This is a genomic window from Spirosoma flavum (assembly GCF_042686045.1).
Classification (GTDB): Bacteria; Bacteroidota; Bacteroidia; order Cytophagales; family Spirosomataceae; genus Spirosoma; species Spirosoma flavum.
Genome location: NZ_JBHUOM010000028.1, coordinates 1 through 18,288, shown reverse-complemented (window position 1 = coordinate 18,288; position 18,288 = coordinate 1). Strand labels below are relative to the sequence as shown.

Annotated in this window: 17 protein-coding genes; 6 read left to right on the top strand and 11 right to left on the bottom strand. The window is 42.3% G+C overall.

From position 1 onward, the window contains the following. Positions 1–13: 13 nt before the first annotated feature. The 3 genes from ACFS25_RS26940 to ACFS25_RS26930 all read right to left on the bottom strand — a co-directional run bounded on the left by ACFS25_RS26940 (position 14) and on the right by ACFS25_RS26930 (position 5,758). Positions 14–1,179 (bottom strand): IS3 family transposase gene (locus tag ACFS25_RS26940; protein ID WP_381507502.1). Its coding sequence is split into 2 segments (ribosomal slippage): positions 14–885 and positions 885–1,179, totalling 1,167 coding nucleotides; the frame shifts between segments, so codons are not numbered across the junction. A 352-nt stretch (positions 1,180–1,531) separates the two neighbouring features. After that, the gene (locus tag ACFS25_RS26935; protein WP_381507499.1) at positions 1,532–2,335 is read right to left on the bottom strand and encodes a hypothetical protein; all 804 of its coding nucleotides are present in this window, start codon (positions 2,333–2,335) and stop codon (positions 1,532–1,534) included. A gap of 24 nt (positions 2,336–2,359) precedes the next feature. Then, positions 2,360–5,758, bottom strand: coding sequence for an RNA-binding domain-containing protein (locus ACFS25_RS26930; protein ID WP_381507497.1), 3,399 nt, complete (start codon positions 5,756–5,758; stop codon positions 2,360–2,362). Between the two features lie 1,025 nt (positions 5,759–6,783). On the opposite strand from ACFS25_RS26930, the gene ACFS25_RS26925 reads away from it, so the two are divergent. From ACFS25_RS26925 to ACFS25_RS26915, 3 genes are all read left to right on the top strand, one after another. Next, on the top strand, positions 6,784–7,317 hold the full coding sequence (locus ACFS25_RS26925; protein ID WP_381507494.1) for a DUF998 domain-containing protein: 534 nt from the start codon (positions 6,784–6,786) through the stop codon (positions 7,315–7,317). Between the two features lie 126 nt (positions 7,318–7,443). Next, positions 7,444–7,710, top strand: coding sequence for a GNAT family N-acetyltransferase (locus tag ACFS25_RS26920; RefSeq protein ID WP_381507492.1), 267 nt, complete (start codon positions 7,444–7,446; stop codon positions 7,708–7,710). Then, positions 7,667–7,975 carry a GNAT family N-acetyltransferase gene (locus tag ACFS25_RS26915; RefSeq protein ID WP_381507489.1) on the top strand — a complete coding sequence of 103 codons (309 nt, stop codon included), beginning with the start codon at positions 7,667–7,669 and terminating at the stop codon, positions 7,973–7,975. Before ACFS25_RS26920 ends, ACFS25_RS26915 begins: the two co-directional genes overlap by 44 nt. A gap of 104 nt (positions 7,976–8,079) precedes the next feature. Here ACFS25_RS26915 and ACFS25_RS26910 read toward each other — a convergent pair whose 3' ends face one another. After that, the gene (locus ACFS25_RS26910; RefSeq protein ID WP_381507486.1) at positions 8,080–8,892 is read right to left on the bottom strand and encodes a DUF5694 domain-containing protein; all 813 of its coding nucleotides are present in this window, start codon (positions 8,890–8,892) and stop codon (positions 8,080–8,082) included. Between the two features lie 238 nt (positions 8,893–9,130). Here ACFS25_RS26910 and ACFS25_RS26905 point away from each other — a divergent pair, with 238 nt between their 5' ends. Together ACFS25_RS26905 and ACFS25_RS26900 are read left to right on the top strand one after the other, a co-directional pair. Continuing rightward, positions 9,131–10,612 carry an MBL fold metallo-hydrolase gene (locus ACFS25_RS26905; RefSeq protein ID WP_381507483.1) on the top strand — a complete coding sequence of 494 codons (1,482 nt, stop codon included), beginning with the start codon at positions 9,131–9,133 and terminating at the stop codon, positions 10,610–10,612. 665 nt (positions 10,613–11,277) lie between these two features. Further along, positions 11,278–12,150, top strand: coding sequence for a DUF5694 domain-containing protein (locus ACFS25_RS26900; RefSeq protein WP_381507481.1), 873 nt, complete (start codon positions 11,278–11,280; stop codon positions 12,148–12,150). Positions 12,151–12,362: 212 nt separating this feature from the next. Here the strand turns inward: ACFS25_RS26900 and ACFS25_RS26895 are convergent, their stop codons facing one another. Next, positions 12,363–12,524 carry a hypothetical protein gene (locus ACFS25_RS26895; RefSeq protein WP_381507478.1) on the bottom strand — a complete coding sequence of 54 codons (162 nt, stop codon included), beginning with the start codon at positions 12,522–12,524 and terminating at the stop codon, positions 12,363–12,365. 382 nt (positions 12,525–12,906) lie between these two features. Beyond that, the gene (locus tag ACFS25_RS26890) at positions 12,907–13,314 is read right to left on the bottom strand and encodes a fasciclin domain-containing protein (RefSeq protein WP_381507475.1); all 408 of its coding nucleotides are present in this window, start codon (positions 13,312–13,314) and stop codon (positions 12,907–12,909) included. Positions 13,315–14,193: 879 nt separating this feature from the next. Between ACFS25_RS26890 and ACFS25_RS26885 the strand changes: the two genes are divergently transcribed. Then, positions 14,194–14,859 carry an ATP-binding cassette domain-containing protein gene (locus tag ACFS25_RS26885; RefSeq protein WP_381507472.1) on the top strand — a complete coding sequence of 222 codons (666 nt, stop codon included), beginning with the start codon at positions 14,194–14,196 and terminating at the stop codon, positions 14,857–14,859. A 134-nt stretch (positions 14,860–14,993) separates the two neighbouring features. On the opposite strand, the gene ACFS25_RS26880 is transcribed toward ACFS25_RS26885, so the two are convergent. The 5 genes from ACFS25_RS26880 to ACFS25_RS26860 all read right to left on the bottom strand — a co-directional run. Then, positions 14,994–15,272 carry a hypothetical protein gene (locus ACFS25_RS26880; RefSeq protein ID WP_381507469.1) on the bottom strand — a complete coding sequence of 93 codons (279 nt, stop codon included), beginning with the start codon at positions 15,270–15,272 and terminating at the stop codon, positions 14,994–14,996. Between the two features lie 115 nt (positions 15,273–15,387). Beyond that, a complete protein-coding gene (locus ACFS25_RS26875; protein WP_381507466.1) occupies positions 15,388–15,819 on the bottom strand; it encodes a DUF1801 domain-containing protein in 432 nt (143 codons plus the stop codon). Between the two features lie 306 nt (positions 15,820–16,125). Then, a complete protein-coding gene (locus tag ACFS25_RS26870; protein ID WP_381507463.1) occupies positions 16,126–16,632 on the bottom strand; it encodes a hypothetical protein in 507 nt (168 codons plus the stop codon). An 81-nt stretch (positions 16,633–16,713) separates the two neighbouring features. Continuing rightward, complete coding sequence (locus tag ACFS25_RS26865; RefSeq protein ID WP_381507460.1) at positions 16,714–17,133, bottom strand: hypothetical protein; 420 nt, start codon at positions 17,131–17,133, stop codon at positions 16,714–16,716. Between the two features lie 763 nt (positions 17,134–17,896). Beyond that, positions 17,897–18,288: WG repeat-containing protein (locus ACFS25_RS26860; protein WP_381507457.1), on the bottom strand; the 392-nt coding region annotated here is incomplete at its 5' end.

Genomic DNA, 18,288 nt, shown 5'->3' with positions numbered 1-18,288 from the left:
GACAGCTTTTGAACTAGCTTAAGATGATATCGCTTGGCGACGATGTTGTATTTTTCTTCCCTCTTATATACCATTCTGCCGGAGTTTGATAATCCAACGATTGGTGTTTACGCTGATAATTGTAAAAATGAAAGTACTCTGTCAAGCCTCGATTTAAAGCCAAACCATCGGAGTAAGAGTGTAAATATACGTGCTCGTATTTCACGGTCCGCCATAGTCGTTCAACAAAAATATTATCTAAGGCTCGCCCTTTTCCATCCATACTGATCTGTATATCAGCCTTGTCCAAGATAGTTAAAAAGCGTGGACTGGTAAACTGACTGCCTTGATCCGTATTGAAAATACGAGGCTTACCCCATCGGCCTAGTGCCTGTTGTAAAGTATCCAGGCAAAAATCAATTAGCAACGTGTTCGATACCTGCCAACTCAATACAAAGCGGCTATACCAATCCATAACGGCACACAGATAAAGAAATCCGCTCTTCATGGGAATGTACGTGATATCAGTCGACCAGACATGATCGGCACATTCGATGGTTACTCCTCGCAACAGATAGGGGTAGATTTTATGTTCGTGGTTGGGTTTGGATAAATTGGGTTTGGGATAAACAGCTTCTAATCCCATTAAGCGCATCAAGCGACGTATCCGCTTAAGATTTAAAGGACTGTCAGGAGCAGTCAACTCTTGGTGCATACGTCGAACGCCCAACTCTGGTCGAGCCGTAAAGAGCTTATCAATCTGTAACATCAAGGCCAAATTTTCAGCCGACTCACCAATGGACTGGTAATAGTAAGTTGAGCGGGATATCCCTAGCAACTCACATTGTTGAGTAAGGCTTAACTGAGGATGAGTCGGATCAATCAAATACCGCCGATCCTTGGTTAACTCGTCCGTAATTTTTTTTTGAGATAATCGTTCTCGACCTTGAGTTGTCCAATCTGCTGAAATAAAGGGGCTTCGATTTCTTCCCGATCCTGAGGGGAGAGGCTTGAGTTCGACTGGCCGCTGAACAGGGTGGGTAAGCCCTGGAGGGCTTGCTGCTTCCAACTGGTTATTTGAGTGGCATGAATGCCATAGTCGCTGCTGAGTTGTGCCAGCGTTTTGTGCCCTTTGAGAGCTTCCAAAACCACTTTGGTCTTGAATTGAGCGTCGTGGACGCGTCGGATTGATTTGGCCATAATTGGACATTTCGTAGGTCTAAGTTAGTTGATTTACACTTATCGCTACTGTCCAGTTTTGGGGGAGCACTATAGTCCTTATCAGTCATAATTAACATAAGTCAGCTCTACAGAAAAGAATGAGGAAGAGGTCAGATGCTATAATTTTTTGCCTTATTGAATGCAAATGAACTACTCTCCGAAGTAGTATTGCATTGCTATAAATTAAGCTGATAGCTACTTTTAGATTAATGCATCTACAACTTAAAACCCCAACAAGTGATCGGCTACTTAATTTCGCCGAGTCACTCAGGCACTAGCCACCCCCGTGTTAGGCATACTATAAAAGTGGAGAGTAAGGGGAATCGCCTCTTTATGGCTTCAACTCATTCGGCTGACGTTGAGCACCACTTAATATCTTCATTGTTAGACCATTAAACCTCTCAAATAGTTCATTTCTCCATTCAATGTTATTAATAAATTCATTTGCTTCTACCTCTTTCCCTAAAAAATATCTTTTATTTTCATAAATCACACCGAAATTCTTCCCATTAAACTTGTTATACAGTCCAACTAATTGGGGCGGTCCACCACATTGTAAATCTTTTATTTTTAAAAGCGTATGACAAAGACATTGAAATAGCGCTCTACTTGTTTTTCCATTTAAGCCATTATAATATTCTAAATATCTTTCATAAAACTCTTTATGACCACTACCAAGTATAATAACTTTATCTGAACTATCAGGAATTTTTTGTTCAATAATTTCCCATCCATTTTTTTTAGTCCATTTATATACGTTGCAAATGAAATTAGTCTCTTCATCTCTTGAAACGTGAATTATTTCAAGAGAATTTCTCATAATTACATTCGATGGATAATCTACAAATTTATTAATGATTTCTTTATACAATATTTTACTTCTCTCTACATTTGTAGATTGTTTAGGGAAAAGAATTTCATTTCTATCCATTTCTAAAATTTGATTTAGAATTAACGTTGGATAAGCAACATCGCCACAGTAACCTAATATATCTGGGGAGTTTTGTAAAGCGAATACTTTTCGACCGTAGTCATATTTTAGAGGGTAATCCCATGAATATCTACTATCGCTTGCTATATAAAAACTTGAAATCTTACGCGAATCTCTTCCGACCCAACTTAACAACAATGTCATTGTGAATAATACTTACAGTGAGAGTTATATAAACCAAGGCGTTTTCTCTAAGACGGGGTGTAATGTAAACTTACCTCTACGTTGAATAAATTTTTCTGTTAAGTAAGCAATATCATGAGCATACTTAATAGTAATAGGCTCACCGCATAATGCTTGTGTAGAGGCCCAATTTAGTTTAGTTAATGATAGTATTTGTTTTGCATAAAGTCGGTAATCAATTAAGCCTGATTCAGTTTTTCCGACTTCTTTTACATTAATCTCAAGCATTCTTGGTGTGCCTAATGATTTCTTATAAATATTATTGCCTGTTGTAGATAGATAGAACTGATTTCGTGAAGTAATCATATATGAACCACGGCTAAGGCTACCATTTGTTTGTGCCAATGAATCGTATAACCTAATTATATGAGAATCATTGATCCATATAAATGAAAATCGCCCTAGGGGTTTAATTTCACGCGCAGTTTCTAATATAACATTAATATCTTCTCTCGAAAATTTTGCTGAATAATGAAAATGTAGAGATGGGGTTTCATTAAGTGACAGATCACTTAATGTTTCTTGGATTAATTCTCTAAAGTATTTGTGTCTCTGATCAAAATCGAATGCTTTAGTATTACCCTTATAAAATTGCCATTTACCAAATGGATCAAACACATTAGCGAATCCCATATATTTTTCACTATTTTTTGATTGAGAGTTTGATGTGTATGAAAGTCCAATAAAGAAGTCTGCATCGGCTAATCTTTCAGGTAATACCCAAGGTTTACGACCACATTTTGCAGTAATATTTAAACACAGATTTAAATCTTTAAAATCAGGATTACTCAAAGTTGGCGCATCGATCATTTGACAGGGAATACCTTTTTCGAATAAAAATTCTTTTATTGAGTAATATGGAGAATTGATATCGTCTGTACTGAATATTTTTTCTGGTAATGAAACTAAAAATATTCTTGGTAAAGTTTCATCTATATTATGATCTCCTTGCCAACTTACATTATTATTTACAAGTCGTTTACATTCATCTAACAATTCTGAGTAATTATCAACAGTATGTACTGCTGAGTAAGTTAACTTTACGCCAAAAGTTCTTTCAATGCCAGGAAACTTATACTTACCAGAAACTAAACGTTCGATCAATTTTTGCATTAAGCTTCTTTCTGTTGTTAAACACACTGGAATTATCTCTATAATTTGCTCTTGGTGGTTGTAGGCTCCGAAGCGGGTAAGACCGTTTAGTATATCAGCATCTTTATGTTGCAAATTGAATTCAACTAGGGGCTCTATTATGTCTTGAAATACTGTTAGCGGCTTAGTTACATCATTTGCTGATCTAAGATTTGGTTGTAATAAATATGTAGGTGAGCCAATTATAGTAAACGAAAAGTTCTTGTACTTAACCGGCATTATATCCCTTAAAAGAGTCGTTGCTGCATATATTGTTTTATCTGCACGAACTTTAATAGAGTTCATTTGAGACGCTAATGCAAACTCTTTTAATCTAGTATCTAGATCATAAGTTATATTTTGATTTTTTAAAATTAAACTGATTTCAGATTTTGAAAGATTGGGAATAATTTTATCATTATTTACTTCAAATACTTGCTCATAATCATAAATATAAACATTACTTTGAGACCTATTTATAACACTAGTAACTTTTCCACCTACCCACTTGCCTTTATAGTTAACAATACTATTCCTCTCTTTTAAAGTAATAACTTTACTTACTTCTGTGAGATTTAATACATTTTTCAGCTCTGCTTTATAATCTATAACAAGGTATAAGCTATCACCATAATCTTTAAATTGTAATACAAAAGCCTGAAAAATTTTACATATTTTATCAACTTTTAGTGTTGTTTCATATGAATATCCTCTTTGATGCACGGTCATTCTGCTATGAGAAAACTTATCAATGTACCATCCTTGAGCAGATAAGGCATCTCTTAAAGTTTTTAATAATTCACTTTTTATAGCTCTGTTATTAAAACCGAGGGCGGTAATATTTTTATCAAAAGTAACCTTGAAAAAATTTCCAAATTCACTGGAAGGTTGCTCTTCTATTAATTTAAAACGCTCTTCGCGTTCAAGCGCATTATTATAAAGAATAACGTTTGTTCTACTTTCTGTTTTGTAAATAGGTGATGGTAACCCTAATTTTTGCATCTCCTCGTTCATCGTTTTCGTGCCCTCGCTCAGTGCTCTGACAAACGGAGAACCGTCATTATCTTTAAGCAGCCTTAACCATTCTACAATTTTAGGATTTCTTGGGTAATGCTCTAATTCATTTTCATTTAATGAAAATTGATTAGGCATACGATGAGCATCTTGTAAAACTCTTCCTGAATTTTGAACTACAAATGCATCTTTGTAGGCAATACATCTTATAGGGACATTTGATGCATATTCTCTATGAACAACGGCGTTTACTATAGCTTCATCTATAGTTATTGTAGGATATTCGGGCTCTTCAATAAAACCTCCATCAGGCTTTCTATAACTATATACGTTAAAAAAGGCAGACTCTTTAATAAAAGCTCTAATTTTTTTTATTAACTCTGGCAATGCACCATCAATGTCTCTATCAAACGTCGCTGTCCCAGGGTTTACGTAGTTTTCATAACTATTATTATATTTTAATAATCTTATGAATGCACTGCTTATTACTCTTCTTGGATTAGCCGCAAAAAATAAATAACCAGCATTTGTGAAATATAATGTGCCTGCTACATCCTTACTTAAAGCGCCAGCGGCTAGCAATATTTCTTTTGTTGAATAGTCACGCCTAGAATCTCTATTTTCTAGAAAAGCACGTTTAAATTCTTCAACTACATCTTGATCTAAATATTCTTCATGGAAAACCTCACATAGTTGACTCTCAAAGTTTATAATTTTTTTATCACGTTTTAGTTGATCTTTATCTGTATCAGTTAATTGAATACATTTCGGCCCTTGACGTTTATATCCTTTCGGATTTGCTTCTTCTGTTTCGCAAATTCCGGTGTAAGAATATGGTGTATAAAGTAGTAATATAGTTACTTGAGTTCCGTCTTTTTTTGTGGCACTTACTTCCCTTGATACAGTAGCGTGATGCTTTAATTTTTCCAATGCACCTAGCAGTTTAGTATTTCTCTGATCTTCTGTTAAGTGATCGATTCCCTCTATTATACCACTATCGGAAATACCGATTGCTATTAATCCACCGTCAACATTGTAGTTAGCAAAGCCAGATACACATTCTATTATTCCGTTGGCTACGTTCTTTATTGCGTTTTCTCCTTCCTTTTTTACTTCTTTCCTATCAAAGTATTGACCTTCAAAGGTTGGGCTTTTAAGAAAATCAATAAACTGTTCAGGATTATCAAAAACGGCCTTAGGGTTATGGATCATATTAGCCAATTGTATTAGTGGATTCACGAATTTAATTGTATTTTTCCTTTAAATCAATTGTATCATTACCCTTCGGGTTTAGATCACTCTGTCCTTTACCTGAATCTGGTCTCACAAGTCCCTGCTTATTTATTCAACAAAAATTTCCACTTTTTCAGATTGTACGGGGATTACACTACACGTGCAAAAACATGTCTCTGGTATTTGATTTGCAAACAGTTTGGTCATATTAGTAAACAGTAAACTTAGCGCCTTGTCAGTTTTATGACTTGTCTGGGAATCATTCAATGGTGCTTGCACAATCGGATGATTCCCGGACGGGTCAAATACCATATCGTTCATTTAAAGCTTGAGTGTAATTATTAAATGAACTTCTAAGATACTAATAATCAGAACCTTGTATATATATTCTGTGCTTAGTGAAAACGTTCACGAAAACCCTTCGATGAATGAACGGTAATTCATAGTCTCCTAACCAGCTCGCTCGATAGATTTTGAACCTAAAAGCGTTCACGAAAAGGTCGCCTTTTCTGAACGATTACTGTGAAAAGTACAATTTATTGACATGCATAATGTCTAATTTACTCAAATTTAGTTAATGCTATAATACTATTTTGGAAATTGCTCTCAGCCTCATGAAACACCCGTAACATCCCGCAACAGCGTGCCGATAGCAGTAGCTGCTACGCCATTACGGCCCCACATTGGTCATATAGAAAACAGGCACATGAGTGGTCCTGCCGATCAGACTGGGAATGCTTTTTGGGGCTCTAATTTTTAGAAAACTAAGTGAGCCTGCACGTTTCAACTTTTGATACTACGGACAGCTGGTTAGCCCTAGATGGCGAGAAACTGCCCCCAATTATCCGCCCTTTATGCCTTTTGTCCTTTTCAACAACTCCAGGCTGATCAAATGACTAGTTTTAGCCGTAAAGTAATCAAGTGCCCCAGGGGTTCTTTCTTTCCATCTGCATAGTTGATCAATCAGCTTTTCCGGATTGAGTAGCACGACTGGTGTCCTGAACCCAATTGATCGCATCGTATCTGGTTGAATGACGTTTGGTTTAGCTCTTTTTAGTGCGTTACTTCTGCTAACAGGCATTAGTTACTTTGGCTGGCGTAAGCCCGCCTACTCCCATTGGCATGATACCATTAGTGAGGTAGGCGAAGTAGGTAGTCCGCTAGCGCGCGCTGTCAGTTATGGGTTGTTTTTACCCGTTGGCTTACTGCTAGGGCTGGTCGCAGCGCTCGCTGATACAACCGCCCTAGCCGGGTTAGCCGGGTGTATCGGGACTGGCTACGTCGTAGCGGCCTTCTTCCCCTGTGATGTGGGCTCTCCCGTGTCAGGTAGCGGTCGACAACAAATTCATAACATCGGAGGAGCCGTTGAGTACATAGGTAGTGCTTATTGGCTTACTCAACTCAGTCCTCAACGCATGGTGATGGGCTACAATCTGTATTCTATTGCGGCCGGTAGCTTGATCGTTGGTAGTATTCTGTTGTCGATTCCGGGCTTGGGGATTCGAGGCCTTATTCAGCGTATAATGGAAGGGATTCTGTTCGGCTCTTTACTGCTAGCAAGCTGATGAGTATATATCTGGGTGAACAGAATACCCGACCCGATACAGCTCATTGCATTGGTTGACCCATATTAGTGTACTTTATGACAGACCTGGTTCGGTGGACACGCTGACTAAACTCGTTTCTTTTTCATGACTATTAATTGCTCAAGCTTTGCAATCCGGTCCTGGCAGGAAAGCGATGCGTTGCCCTTAGCTCATCACGCCAATGACAAAGACATCTGGTTAAACCTTCGGGATCGCTTTCCCTATCCCTATACACTCCGTGACGCCCAAGAATGGATACAGTTTGTGACCAGGCTTCAGCCCGAAACCAATTTCGCCCTCGCCGTCAATGGGCAGGCAGTCGGTGGCATTGGAATCATACTGGGGGGACGATATCGGGCGTTGCTCGGCTGAAGTAGGTTATTGGTTAATCCGAGCCTACTGGGGACAAGGTATCGTTAGTGAAGCATTGCAACACGTCACAGCCTACACACTAGTCCGTTTTGGTCTCTCCCGACTCTTTGCGGTTCCCTTTGCGCATAACCAGGCCTCCATCCGGGTATTGGAAAAGGCCGGCTACGAATGCGAAGGGATTATGCGGAAAAGCGCGATCAAGAACGGAGAACTGCTGGATCAAGCTCTGTACGCTTTTGTTCACGACTCAAACCCGTTTGGTTAACCTCCTTCAACCCTAGCAGATAGCTAGTTCGTCTCAGGAAGGAGGGTTCTATGGGACGACTACTTTAGAATAACTGTCAACTCCGGTTCATCGCATTCGATTACTTATTGCCTAAGTACGTCAGCTACGTCAACCACGTCAAACTCAGGGTTTGACTCGAAGAGGTGTTTTAGAATGGTAATATGGCCATAGCCGAACAAAACCATGATTGACTTGTCAGTAGGACGAATGGCTCGCAAGATGTTGGTGTAAATATGCAGATTGGTGCTGTACCAGTTTGCTACTAGATCAGTACCTGGATAGGCGGACCCCTGGCCAATCCGCGTGGCATACGCCGTGTATATGGCTGCGTTTTTAGTCAACTCGTCTTTCGAGTTGATAAACCGGAAGAGGTCAGTAATCGACTTTTCTTGCTGGGCTGCTACCACACCAGCTGCTGTGCTACCAGCGAATCGATCCAAGGCCGCCAGTTGGGCTGTTTGGTTATTCTCCTTGGCATATTTAGTAACCGCATCCAAGTCGAACGAACCCCGGTAGTTGACACAGGTTACAATGGGTAAATGGAGGCGTTTGGCTAATGGGTAGGCAATCTGATCGATTTCGTCCGTACCGAGCTTGTATTGACCCTTTAGGTATTGCTGGTAGGCACTATCAATGTTGCTTTGTCTTTGGGTCGGTACTTCGACGCAGATTTGATTGGGGGAGAACTGACTCAACTGGGCTACCATCTGCTCGAGTTGCGCTTGGGCTTGCCTATCGGTAAGGTTAATCTGCTTATTTTGATAGACGTCCTGTGTGGAGGGAGTGAAGTGGACACTGCCTAACAGCAATATTTTAATTTTAGGCGAAGTAGGTTGTTGGGCAACTACATGAAGGGAAACGAACAACAAAAAAACGCCAGATAGATACTTGTACATAGGGTATGAAGCGGGTAGTTGTAGGAGTAGCAAAGGTATTATTTCTCTTCTCTCTTCTGGTCTATACTATCAACTAACTCTGTTCGACTCCTCTCAATAAGATCCACATTTGAGACGAAGCCAATTAATAGTCCGATTATTTTGACAAGACAGCGAGTTGCTCCGTCAAACTCAGGTTAAGCTTGATACTTGGATACGGTAGAATACGTAGATTTGGCAGCTAATGACCCGTCTACCTATGCCATTGCTTTTGTATCTACTTCTACTGAATCTACTTACCTCCAGGCTGACCAGTGCTTCCTGGCCATCAGGGCCGATGAGCCAAAAGGTCATGGCTCGCTGCTGGGCCAAGCAAGTTGAGCCCCTCGGTCCGCAGTATCTACAAGTCAGCTATCAGGAACAGCGGTCGGAGTTGGAGCATAACGCCGAACCCTGGCAACAAACGCCTTATCAGGCGAGGGGCACGTTATGGATCAATGCCACTCACTTCCGCCAAGTCGACACACTCTATAGCCCCACCCGTAAAAAGATTTATTACGCCAAAACGCAGGCCGACCCCCAGACACTCCTGTTGCTTGAGCCGGGAGAAGATAAGTTGGCGACGGTCAGCCCCCAACGGCTGGCCGCCCAGCGACTAACGGCTGCTCGCTATTCACCAATCTGGCTGCTTGACTATGCCCATCGGTATCCGCCTGCGCTTGACCCTGAGCGTAGCTCAACCCAGCGGGCCTGTTACCAGCTCCAACTTAATCAAACCCGGGTTCGTTTGTTTATTCGGCACTCGGACGGGCTATTGGACCAGGTTACGCTGCTGGAAGCTGACCCGATGCTGGGCGACTTACTAACGACCATTACCTACCAGGAATACCGCCAGCTAGGCCATAGCTGGCAGCCGACCCGTATCACCATGGATAAGGTTAACGGACGGCTACACGATCAGGTCCTACTCGCTCAGGCCAAACTGACCCCGCAGGCCCCTGTTTTACTTCAGCGACCGGCCGACTACGCCTTGACTCCGGTAGAGAAAGTGACCCCTACGCTGCAATCGGAAAAGTACAGCGATCACATTTACTTCATCACCCTGCCCCACACCGATGACCGGGTGATGCTGGTTGAGTTTACCGATTTTTTGTTGGTAGCGGAGGCGCCACTCAGCAGTCAGAATGGGGAGCTTATTATTCAACAGGTCCGTCAGTTGGTACCCACTAAGCCCATCCGCTACTTTGTGGCGGGCCACCATCATCCCCATTACCTGGGTGGTGTTCGTCCCTTTGTTCACCGGGGGGCTACTATTTTGAGCAGCCCTGGCAATGAAGCCTATATTCACGATGTGACGGCAGCCACCCATCAGCTAAGTCCCGATAGTCTGGCGCTGGCTCCCAAACCGCTGAAACTTGAATCGGTGGGTGCTCACAAAACCATCACTGATGGCCAGTTTAGGATGGAGATCTATCACATGGGTCCTCAGTCGGCTCATACCAATGATTACTTAATCTACTATTTCCCGGATCAGCAGCTGTTGTTTGAAGACGACCTGGTGTGGTTACCCAAAACGGGTAAACCGGCCCGGGTCAGCGAGCGGCAGGTGGGTTTGTACCGCTTCATCAAGCAACTAGGTATCCCCGTGCGCATGATTGTTCAATCCTGGCCCGTACGGGACATGGGGGTTAAGACAGAGATTCCCTTTGCCGATTTGGCCGCTTCGGTCGAGCCGAAATAAAGCGCTAAGTGGAAAGCCAATGCGGCTAGAACAGGGCGTGATTGTTTAGCCTGAGTCGCCAAAGGTCAATCGCCACGATTGTATGCATCGACAAAGTGGCCTTAATATTGTCACGACTTAGCTGTCGCTATACAACCCCAGCTCGGTTAACATCCAATCAACTGTAGAACGATCATACCATCTGGTTGAAAGAGCGTTTAATGAAACGAGAGGTAGTGGCTGAACTGGGTTGATAATAATTATTTACGGACGAAAGCATAGAAAACCTTAAGGCGTAAGTATGCCATAATCAATAGTTTATGAATTGTCCAGCCAATCGTTACGTTTGTTGATCAACCCAGTTCAGCCACTATTACCTATTCTAATAAACGCTATCCAAAATGTCCTGTGCCTTTTCTGACTTTATTCCCCTTACATAAATTCAGTTATACATCAGCTCTCGATATAGGGCGATACCTGACTGGGATCTGGTGATAGCAAGAATTGCACTTTTCCGAATTGTCATCCTATATTGCTTCCCAAAACCGCCCAACGCGCTGCTCTGGTACGACAATCAGTAGGCAAGAGGCTCACTTTCAATCCACAACGAGAAGTGTGTACTGTGGTAGCAAGTGAGTCAATCAAGGAGTTGCGTATACGTAATCTCATCAACTACATATAACTAAATGAAACTTAGACTTACGTCTCTCGTAGTACCATTTGCCTTATTTTTGAACTGCTCAGTACAAGCTCAAAAGACGGATATTATGATGTTGGGTTCTGACCATTTCAACCAAACCTATAAAAAAGACAACCCTAACACAGACATTCTACTACCTAATCAACAAAGTGATCTTAACGCATTTACAAAACTGATTACTCCTTACCAGCCTGACATCATCATGGTGGAGGTGTTACCCGAAAAACAGAAAGAGATTGACAGCTTATACGCGCTTTACATTCACAATAACCTAAACCTTGAAGCATTAGAAGATGGCAGAAGCGAAGTGTATCAATTAGCATTTAAGATGGCTAAACAGCTTGGACTGCCTAAGATATATTGCGTCAACGCACCCGGTGGCACGTCTCAAAGCATTCTGGATAACGGTGAGAATATCAATCTGTATAAAGAAGATGGATTGGCTCTACGAGCAATGGCTACTGAAAAAATGAAAGCCTTACAAGAAAAAAAAATATCATTTAAAGACTATTTGATTTTTCTGAATCAGCCTGACACGTATAATAAAGTTTACCGGTTGAGATACATTACACCGGCAAGGGTCATAAATGGAACATTTAAAAAACCAGATGCCATGGTTGACACGGCCTTTGTCAATCCTAAATATATTGGCGCGGAACTTACGTCTGTTTTTAAAAATAGGGACTACAAAATATACTCGAATATTGTCACTAATCAATTGAAAACAAAAGCCAAAAGAGTACTATTGATTATTGGCACTGCTCATATTGGTTCACTCCGAAGTATTTTCCGTGATGACGAGGAGTATAATCTAGTAGAGACAAACAAGTACATACCAGCGATCCAACGATCCAGATAAGAATACTAGTTGGTCAGCTCCGCTAAATTTGATGGGCTGCTGCCCAATCCTGCTTTCAATCCGGCCCGGCTCTTAATCGGTGTGCTCGCTTAGCGGCGGGCCGTCCCAACTCTATCAGCTACCCCATAAACCTTTCCGCAGCTCAAACAGGCGGGTGCTGGCCGGTGGGCAAACGCACACTGATCACATCAAACAATTCGATCATCTTTCGGCTAGCCCTGCAGCGACCATTGCCGATCATCGTCTGGCAAGTCGTGATAATTGAAATTCCCGCTGTGGTCGAAAATCAGCACCTGAAAATCCTTTTTGCGTAAGACCCGGCCCCATTTCTGCATTTGCAGGCGCAGCGATTTCGTCGGGCGCAGGTCGCTCATGCCCTCAACCGTCCATCCATGCCGGCCGCTGATGTCAGGCCAAACCCCGGCCATTTAAGAAGCAGATACATGAACACTACTTCGTCTCATGTAGGAGGGTTTTATAAGACACTAATTTTTAATATCTGTCAACGACTATCAGTCGCATACAGATGATGTTGCAACGAATTAAACTAACACCCAAAATATAATTCCCCAACACTCTATAGGCCCTTTTATTGTTGTGTCTGCCAAATTAATACGTTCCTTTAACTTTAGGATCCGTTAACGAGAACCGGCTTTTCCAATGGACTCTTTTAAGGTAACAAACGATTCTGTGATCTGAAAACAAAAAAGCCCAACCCTAGAGGATTGAGCTTTCTTTAGGCATGCATCCGGCCAATTAGGCGGGCATCAGCACCGCATTGATGGCGTGAACAACGCCATTGTCGGTATCCACATCGGCAATAATCACTTCCGCACCATTGACCATCACTTTACCATCTATCAGGTGGATGGTTAGCGGCTGACCGTTGACCGTAGTGGCTGTCATGCCATCCGTCAAATCGGACGACATCACCTTACCCGCTACCACGTGGTAGGTCAGGATACCCGTCAGCGTCGCTTTGCTTTCGGGCAGCACCAGCGTATCAACCGTACCGGCGGGCAACGCAGCAAATGCGGCATCGACGGGGGCAAACACCGTAAATGGACCCGTGCCACTCAGCGTTTCGACCAGACCAGCGGCCTTTACGGCGGCAACAAGCGTATTAAATGATCCGTTTGAAACGGCAGTTTCGACAATATTCATGGGAAGTGATTTGGTTATACACAAGCAGGACATTGCGTTCAAGACCTTTGTTCTCCGTATAGTAAGGCTTCACTATTTGTTCACAGTGGCCCACTTTAGTAGTGGCAACCTGGGGAGAAACGGCGGCCTGTATTGCGCGGGCCGCCCCTGGGTCAGGTAATCCGCCTACTAGTGTACATACTGAGAACGCATGGTTAGCTCGAAGCCTGCGACCGATACAGCCCCGATCTCGATCGCTATAAGCCAGCTCGGGGCTATTTTGTGATTGTCTATGATTGTCATCGCCGAGAATCCATACAAACCGTATGCTACGAATAGTGTTGGACAGGTATTAAAGAAAATGCGTCCACTGAAGGGCCCTATTTTAGAAGCAGATATATGAACGCTCATTCGTCTCACATTGGAGCATTTTTTGAGATTATTTCTAGCCAGAGGCATTAGCTCTTTTAACATTTTGAAAAAGCCAATTCATTCTATTAGTATATAAGTTGAGGTTATATAATCCATGGTTGAATCATAAATTATCTTAAAGAACTTGCAGCCAAAGTCTTTCTAAATGGATTGGTTGTAGATTAGAATGCCCAACAAAGCATAAGCAATCAACTATGACCAGAGCCTTTTGGAAATATTACATGGACCTGACCAAGTTTAATCTGGGTCTATCTCTGTTAGTTACTTTCGTCAAAAGCCCGGCCGAGGGCATTCTGTTGTTTTTAACGGGGGGCATGCTTTTAAGTCTTGTTGCCTATGAATATTTTCATAGCCATGAATACTACCTCTATTATAATTTGGGCTTGACCAGAACGCGTCTAATGCTTAAGGCATGGCTCATGAATTTGGGTATATCAGCATTTTTAGGGACGTTGCTGTTTAGCTGATATGCACTTAGCTATCGACAAGCTCGAGAAAAATTTCGGCAAACGAGCTATCCTCAAACTGAAGAATCTCGATCTAACGACAGGGGAAACCGTTGGCATTTATGGCCGAAATGGATCAGGCAAATCTACCTTCATGAAAATCCTGTTTGGAACCATGAGGGCAACCGCCAGTTCACTCTATCTGGATACTGTGCCATTCGACCCAGCCACCACGATTGCCAGGAAACTGATTGCTTATCTGCCTCAGCATAGCTTTTTACCGGGTGGTCTCAAAGTCAGGGATATTATTCCCTTAGTGATTGCTGATGGAGAAGCCCAAAATCGGGTCTTTTATTCGCCGGATATAGCCTCCTTTGACAATCAGCGAATTAGCTCTCTCTCCATGGGTCAACTAAAATACTTGGAGTTTCTTTTAGTTGCCTATCTGGACCACCCTTTCTTGATGCTGGATGAACCTTTTTCCATGATTGACCCCCTTTACCACCAAATCATCAAAGAGGTTATTGGTTCATTAAAAGCTAGAAAAGGTATTCTTGTAACCGACCATTATTACGAAAACGTTTGGGAGGTAACGAATCGGAACTATATCTTGGTTGATGGGTTACTATTTCCCATTGAGACAAAAGAAGAATTGACTAAACATGGTTATTTGCCTAGTCGAAGATGATTCAACGGTTACCTATCAAATCGCAGCAGGTACGACCTTTTGAGAACAAATGTTAAATCACTCCTTCGTCTCAGCTTGGAGGAATTCTTGAGACCTAAAAGGTAACCCCCATTCTTCCCAAAATAGAGGTTTATCTATTTGACTTCCCGCTTATGGACCTCCTCAAAATCGCCGATCACCCATTTCGGCTTGAGCGTATTGAATGGATCGAGGATGAAGCGCCCTGTTTTGGTGTCTAGGATGATCGTCTGTTTATCACTGGCAACCACCTGAAACCGGCGGGTATCCAGAACCGCCGGGTCGGGCTGGCCGTCATGGTCGGGTTTGAAGTTGATTAGCGTTATCAGGCCGCCTAGCGTCAGCGCGCCCATCAAAAACGAGCGGAGGTCAATAGCAATGTTGATGGTTTTCATACTCGATGAGACTTGAGGTTTTCTAAAAAATTGGCTTACTAATCCTAATATACAAATTGTCGCATGGAATTTATCGTCTCATGTGGGAGCCTTGTTTGAGATTGAGAGTTGACATTTAATTTTCACTTGTCTTCTCAATTCCATATCGAATAGCCGCTTCAAGTGTATCCAGGTGTATGTCATTCAGCGTTTTGAACTTAATACAATAACCGCTCACGCTCGCCTTGCCAATCTTCTCTCCAAACGTCTGCGCTAAGTACGTCTTATCGTCGAGGCCAAGGACGTACACGGAGATTCCAGTTGTGTTCGCACTAATGCCAATTTGATAAAACTCCTTGGTTTTGCCATCCGCATAGGTTATGGTGCGAACCCCATAGCCTATACTAGGATTTGTAACCGGTTTATTTTCGCTGTTTTTACCATCTAAGAACCATACCTTACAGGCTGGCATGAGTTGCTGAATGAGGTGGTGCAACGCTTGCATGTCACTGCGTTTTGGTTCAGCTTGGCTAGTGATATAGGTTTGAATTTGTTCTTGCAGGTTCATCGGGAATCGTTTATAGTAAGTTACTGCTTTAGCTCAAAAGGTTTCGGTTTATTTTTAGGAAGGCCGTTAGATGGCTAACTAGACGGGTTAAAGTCTAAATATAATGGAGTCGGCCTCTCAATTCATGGAAGCCATCCTAGCTAATGCTGACGACAAAATTAACTGCATTAGCCTTGTCCTTAGGGGGTAAATATGACAAAATAAGGGCATCTTTGAGTTAAATCCACAATCATAAGCAATGGCGATTAAACTATATTTGTGGTGGGCTTTTTGATGAAACTGTTCCACGACGGCTTCAATCCGCCACTAGTTGATATAGTCATTGAAGTTTAACTGATAGCCCTCATTAATGACCTTCGACAGCAGCTGTGGAGTGGTTTTTAATTGCTTTGCTACCAATGGTAAGCTTACCTCCGTCTCCAGGTAGAGTTGCTGACGACTCATCAGTTCGTGTACCTGTTGTTTCCATTCATGCAGATCCGGTAAAACTTTTTGATTGGAATCTTGTCGGGGCGTAGTGACCTCAAATTGAAGGTTGTTAAATGCCGCCGGGCTATGAGTAAACCCATTAATGGCGACATAATAGATCCCGATTCCTAACAGCAAATACGGGTACCAGTTGAGTTGATAAGCAGGCCCGCGCATCCAATAGTTACTTAGGTAAAAGACAAATAGGATCAGACTAACCCCAACCATAAATTGCAGTAATCGCTGTAGCCAAGTCAACTCAATGGGCTCGAGATCAGCGAAATTGTTTACTAAATAAGTCCGGTAGTGTTTGAAGCGGTGTAAACTCAGACCTACATACCCCAACAGCGAGCTGTAGGAAAGCCAGTAAACTCCCTCCGTTTTGTCCCACTCGGCGAAAGGTCCCCGTGTGCCGTACTGGTAAGATTAGGTTAGGGGAAAGGGGTAATAGTAGAGAAAGTCAATCATGAATTTGGTGAGTCCTAAAAGCAGTAGCGAAATGGGTAGGATGAGGTGAGGCCAATGCCGTTTAGTGAGCACAAAATTTCGATTCGTCAGACTCAGGAAATAGAAATACAGACAGGGACCAATAAAAGCCAGGGTGTTGAAAGGAAAGTAAAACATGAAGGTGGCAAACCCGTTATGGCGATCATACCAGCCGGCAAAGCCGAGCATCCAGAAACTCAGGCGGATGGACAGCACGACTAAAAGGCCCGCTAAAAACAAATCGTAGAGCCTTTTTTGGCGGCTAAATCGGAGTAACGAGAGAAGGGTGAATAAGAGCCCCTGGATAAAGGCCGGTAGCAGTAAGGAACTATAGAGATTGAATTCGAAGGGAATATCCATCACCGAATGCGATTAATAGATGCCTGCTTTTGGCTTTGGTTGTTATTCATATGCTTACTGGAAAGGTACTTAGTTGTCTTTTCTTTATGTCGTTCTAGCAATGGCAGCGCCCATCGACATGCTACAATCATGGTTCATTTATTTGTCACCCTATAAACGCTGGTTAGCCAGCACTAAATCAGGGGCCATGCGTAGTGAGCTGCCAACATGGAATTGAGCACATAAAGATGTACCAAGCTAGCCAAGTTTATTCCAAGCTCAAAGGAATCATACAATTAGATATTGTACTAAATAACTCGAATATGTATGCCCATTATCTATAAAAAGTGCAAAAATAATTTTTTGAGCTTTCGTTCAGAAAATCCCTTGGCTAACTGGACGCTATTTGTTGAATAGAGAAATAGTCTGACTCTTGCTACTAGTGCCTGAAAGCGTTCACGAAAAGGTAACCTTTTCTGAACGCTTTCTATGAAAAGTACAAAATTCTGAAAAGGAAAACTGATAGTATCCTTGTTTTTTCTTTAGCGGTAAAATACCATTTTATGGCTAATTTGAACTGTTTAGTAGCATGTAGACAACAACTCTGTTCACTAGTTGACGGACCTTTAATGCGTACAAAATCAGATAAACAAAATGCCCTTTCGGGCATTCAATAAGCGCCAAACGATAGGAGCAATTACTGAGACGTTGTTAGTTGGAATTAGGTGAATACTTCAGCGCGGGCTGTCCCATCAAGATCGTCAACATACTTACAGTCGAATGGCTAATGCCTGGGCACTTTCGCCCTAAACTTGCTACTTAACTCGTTTACTAGACTGCTGAGCCAAATAAAAATAAGCAGGCCAGCAATAATAAACAGCGCTTTCAGCTTAAAGGAGAAGCCCACGAATTGTGCCTGACCGTCCAGTGAGAGTTCATACCGAAGCCAGTAGCGCTCAACAATCGTCGTTACACGGTCGAAAGGGAATGCTTCGTCGTAGATGAGTGGAATAATCAACCGGTTACTCGTATCGATAAAGCCATATTTGTCCTTCATACGAACCATCGAGAGGCCATGCTGATAATACGAAGCAAAATCATAAGTCAACGGCGTACGCACCTGGCCCGACTTGTCGATATGGCCGAACTTACTATGAATGGCCACGGCTGACCGAT

Bases quoted from the DNA above. Each gene is read 5' to 3' on its own strand.
- ACFS25_RS26935 (WP_381507499.1), bottom strand. From the start codon at position 2,335: ATGACATTGTTGTTAAGTTGGGTCGGAAGAGATTCGCGTAAGATTTCA.
- ACFS25_RS26925 (WP_381507494.1), top strand. From the start codon at position 6,784: ATGACGTTTGGTTTAGCTCTTTTTAGTGCGTTACTTCTGCTAACAGGC.
- ACFS25_RS26920 (WP_381507492.1), top strand. From the start codon at position 7,444: ATGACTATTAATTGCTCAAGCTTTGCAATCCGGTCCTGGCAGGAAAGC.
- ACFS25_RS26910 (WP_381507486.1), bottom strand. From the start codon at position 8,892: ATGTACAAGTATCTATCTGGCGTTTTTTTGTTGTTCGTTTCCCTTCAT.
- ACFS25_RS26905 (WP_381507483.1), top strand. From the start codon at position 9,131: ATGCCATTGCTTTTGTATCTACTTCTACTGAATCTACTTACCTCCAGG.
- ACFS25_RS26900 (WP_381507481.1), top strand. From the start codon at position 11,278: ATGAAACTTAGACTTACGTCTCTCGTAGTACCATTTGCCTTATTTTTG.
- ACFS25_RS26895 (WP_381507478.1), bottom strand. From the start codon at position 12,524: ATGAGCGACCTGCGCCCGACGAAATCGCTGCGCCTGCAAATGCAGAAA.
- ACFS25_RS26890 (WP_381507475.1), bottom strand. From the start codon at position 13,314: ATGAATATTGTCGAAACTGCCGTTTCAAACGGATCATTTAATACGCTT.
- ACFS25_RS26885 (WP_381507472.1), top strand. From the start codon at position 14,194: ATGCACTTAGCTATCGACAAGCTCGAGAAAAATTTCGGCAAACGAGCT.
- ACFS25_RS26880 (WP_381507469.1), bottom strand. From the start codon at position 15,272: ATGAAAACCATCAACATTGCTATTGACCTCCGCTCGTTTTTGATGGGC.
- ACFS25_RS26875 (WP_381507466.1), bottom strand. From the start codon at position 15,819: ATGAACCTGCAAGAACAAATTCAAACCTATATCACTAGCCAAGCTGAA.
- ACFS25_RS26865 (WP_381507460.1), bottom strand. From the start codon at position 17,133: ATGGATATTCCCTTCGAATTCAATCTCTATAGTTCCTTACTGCTACCG.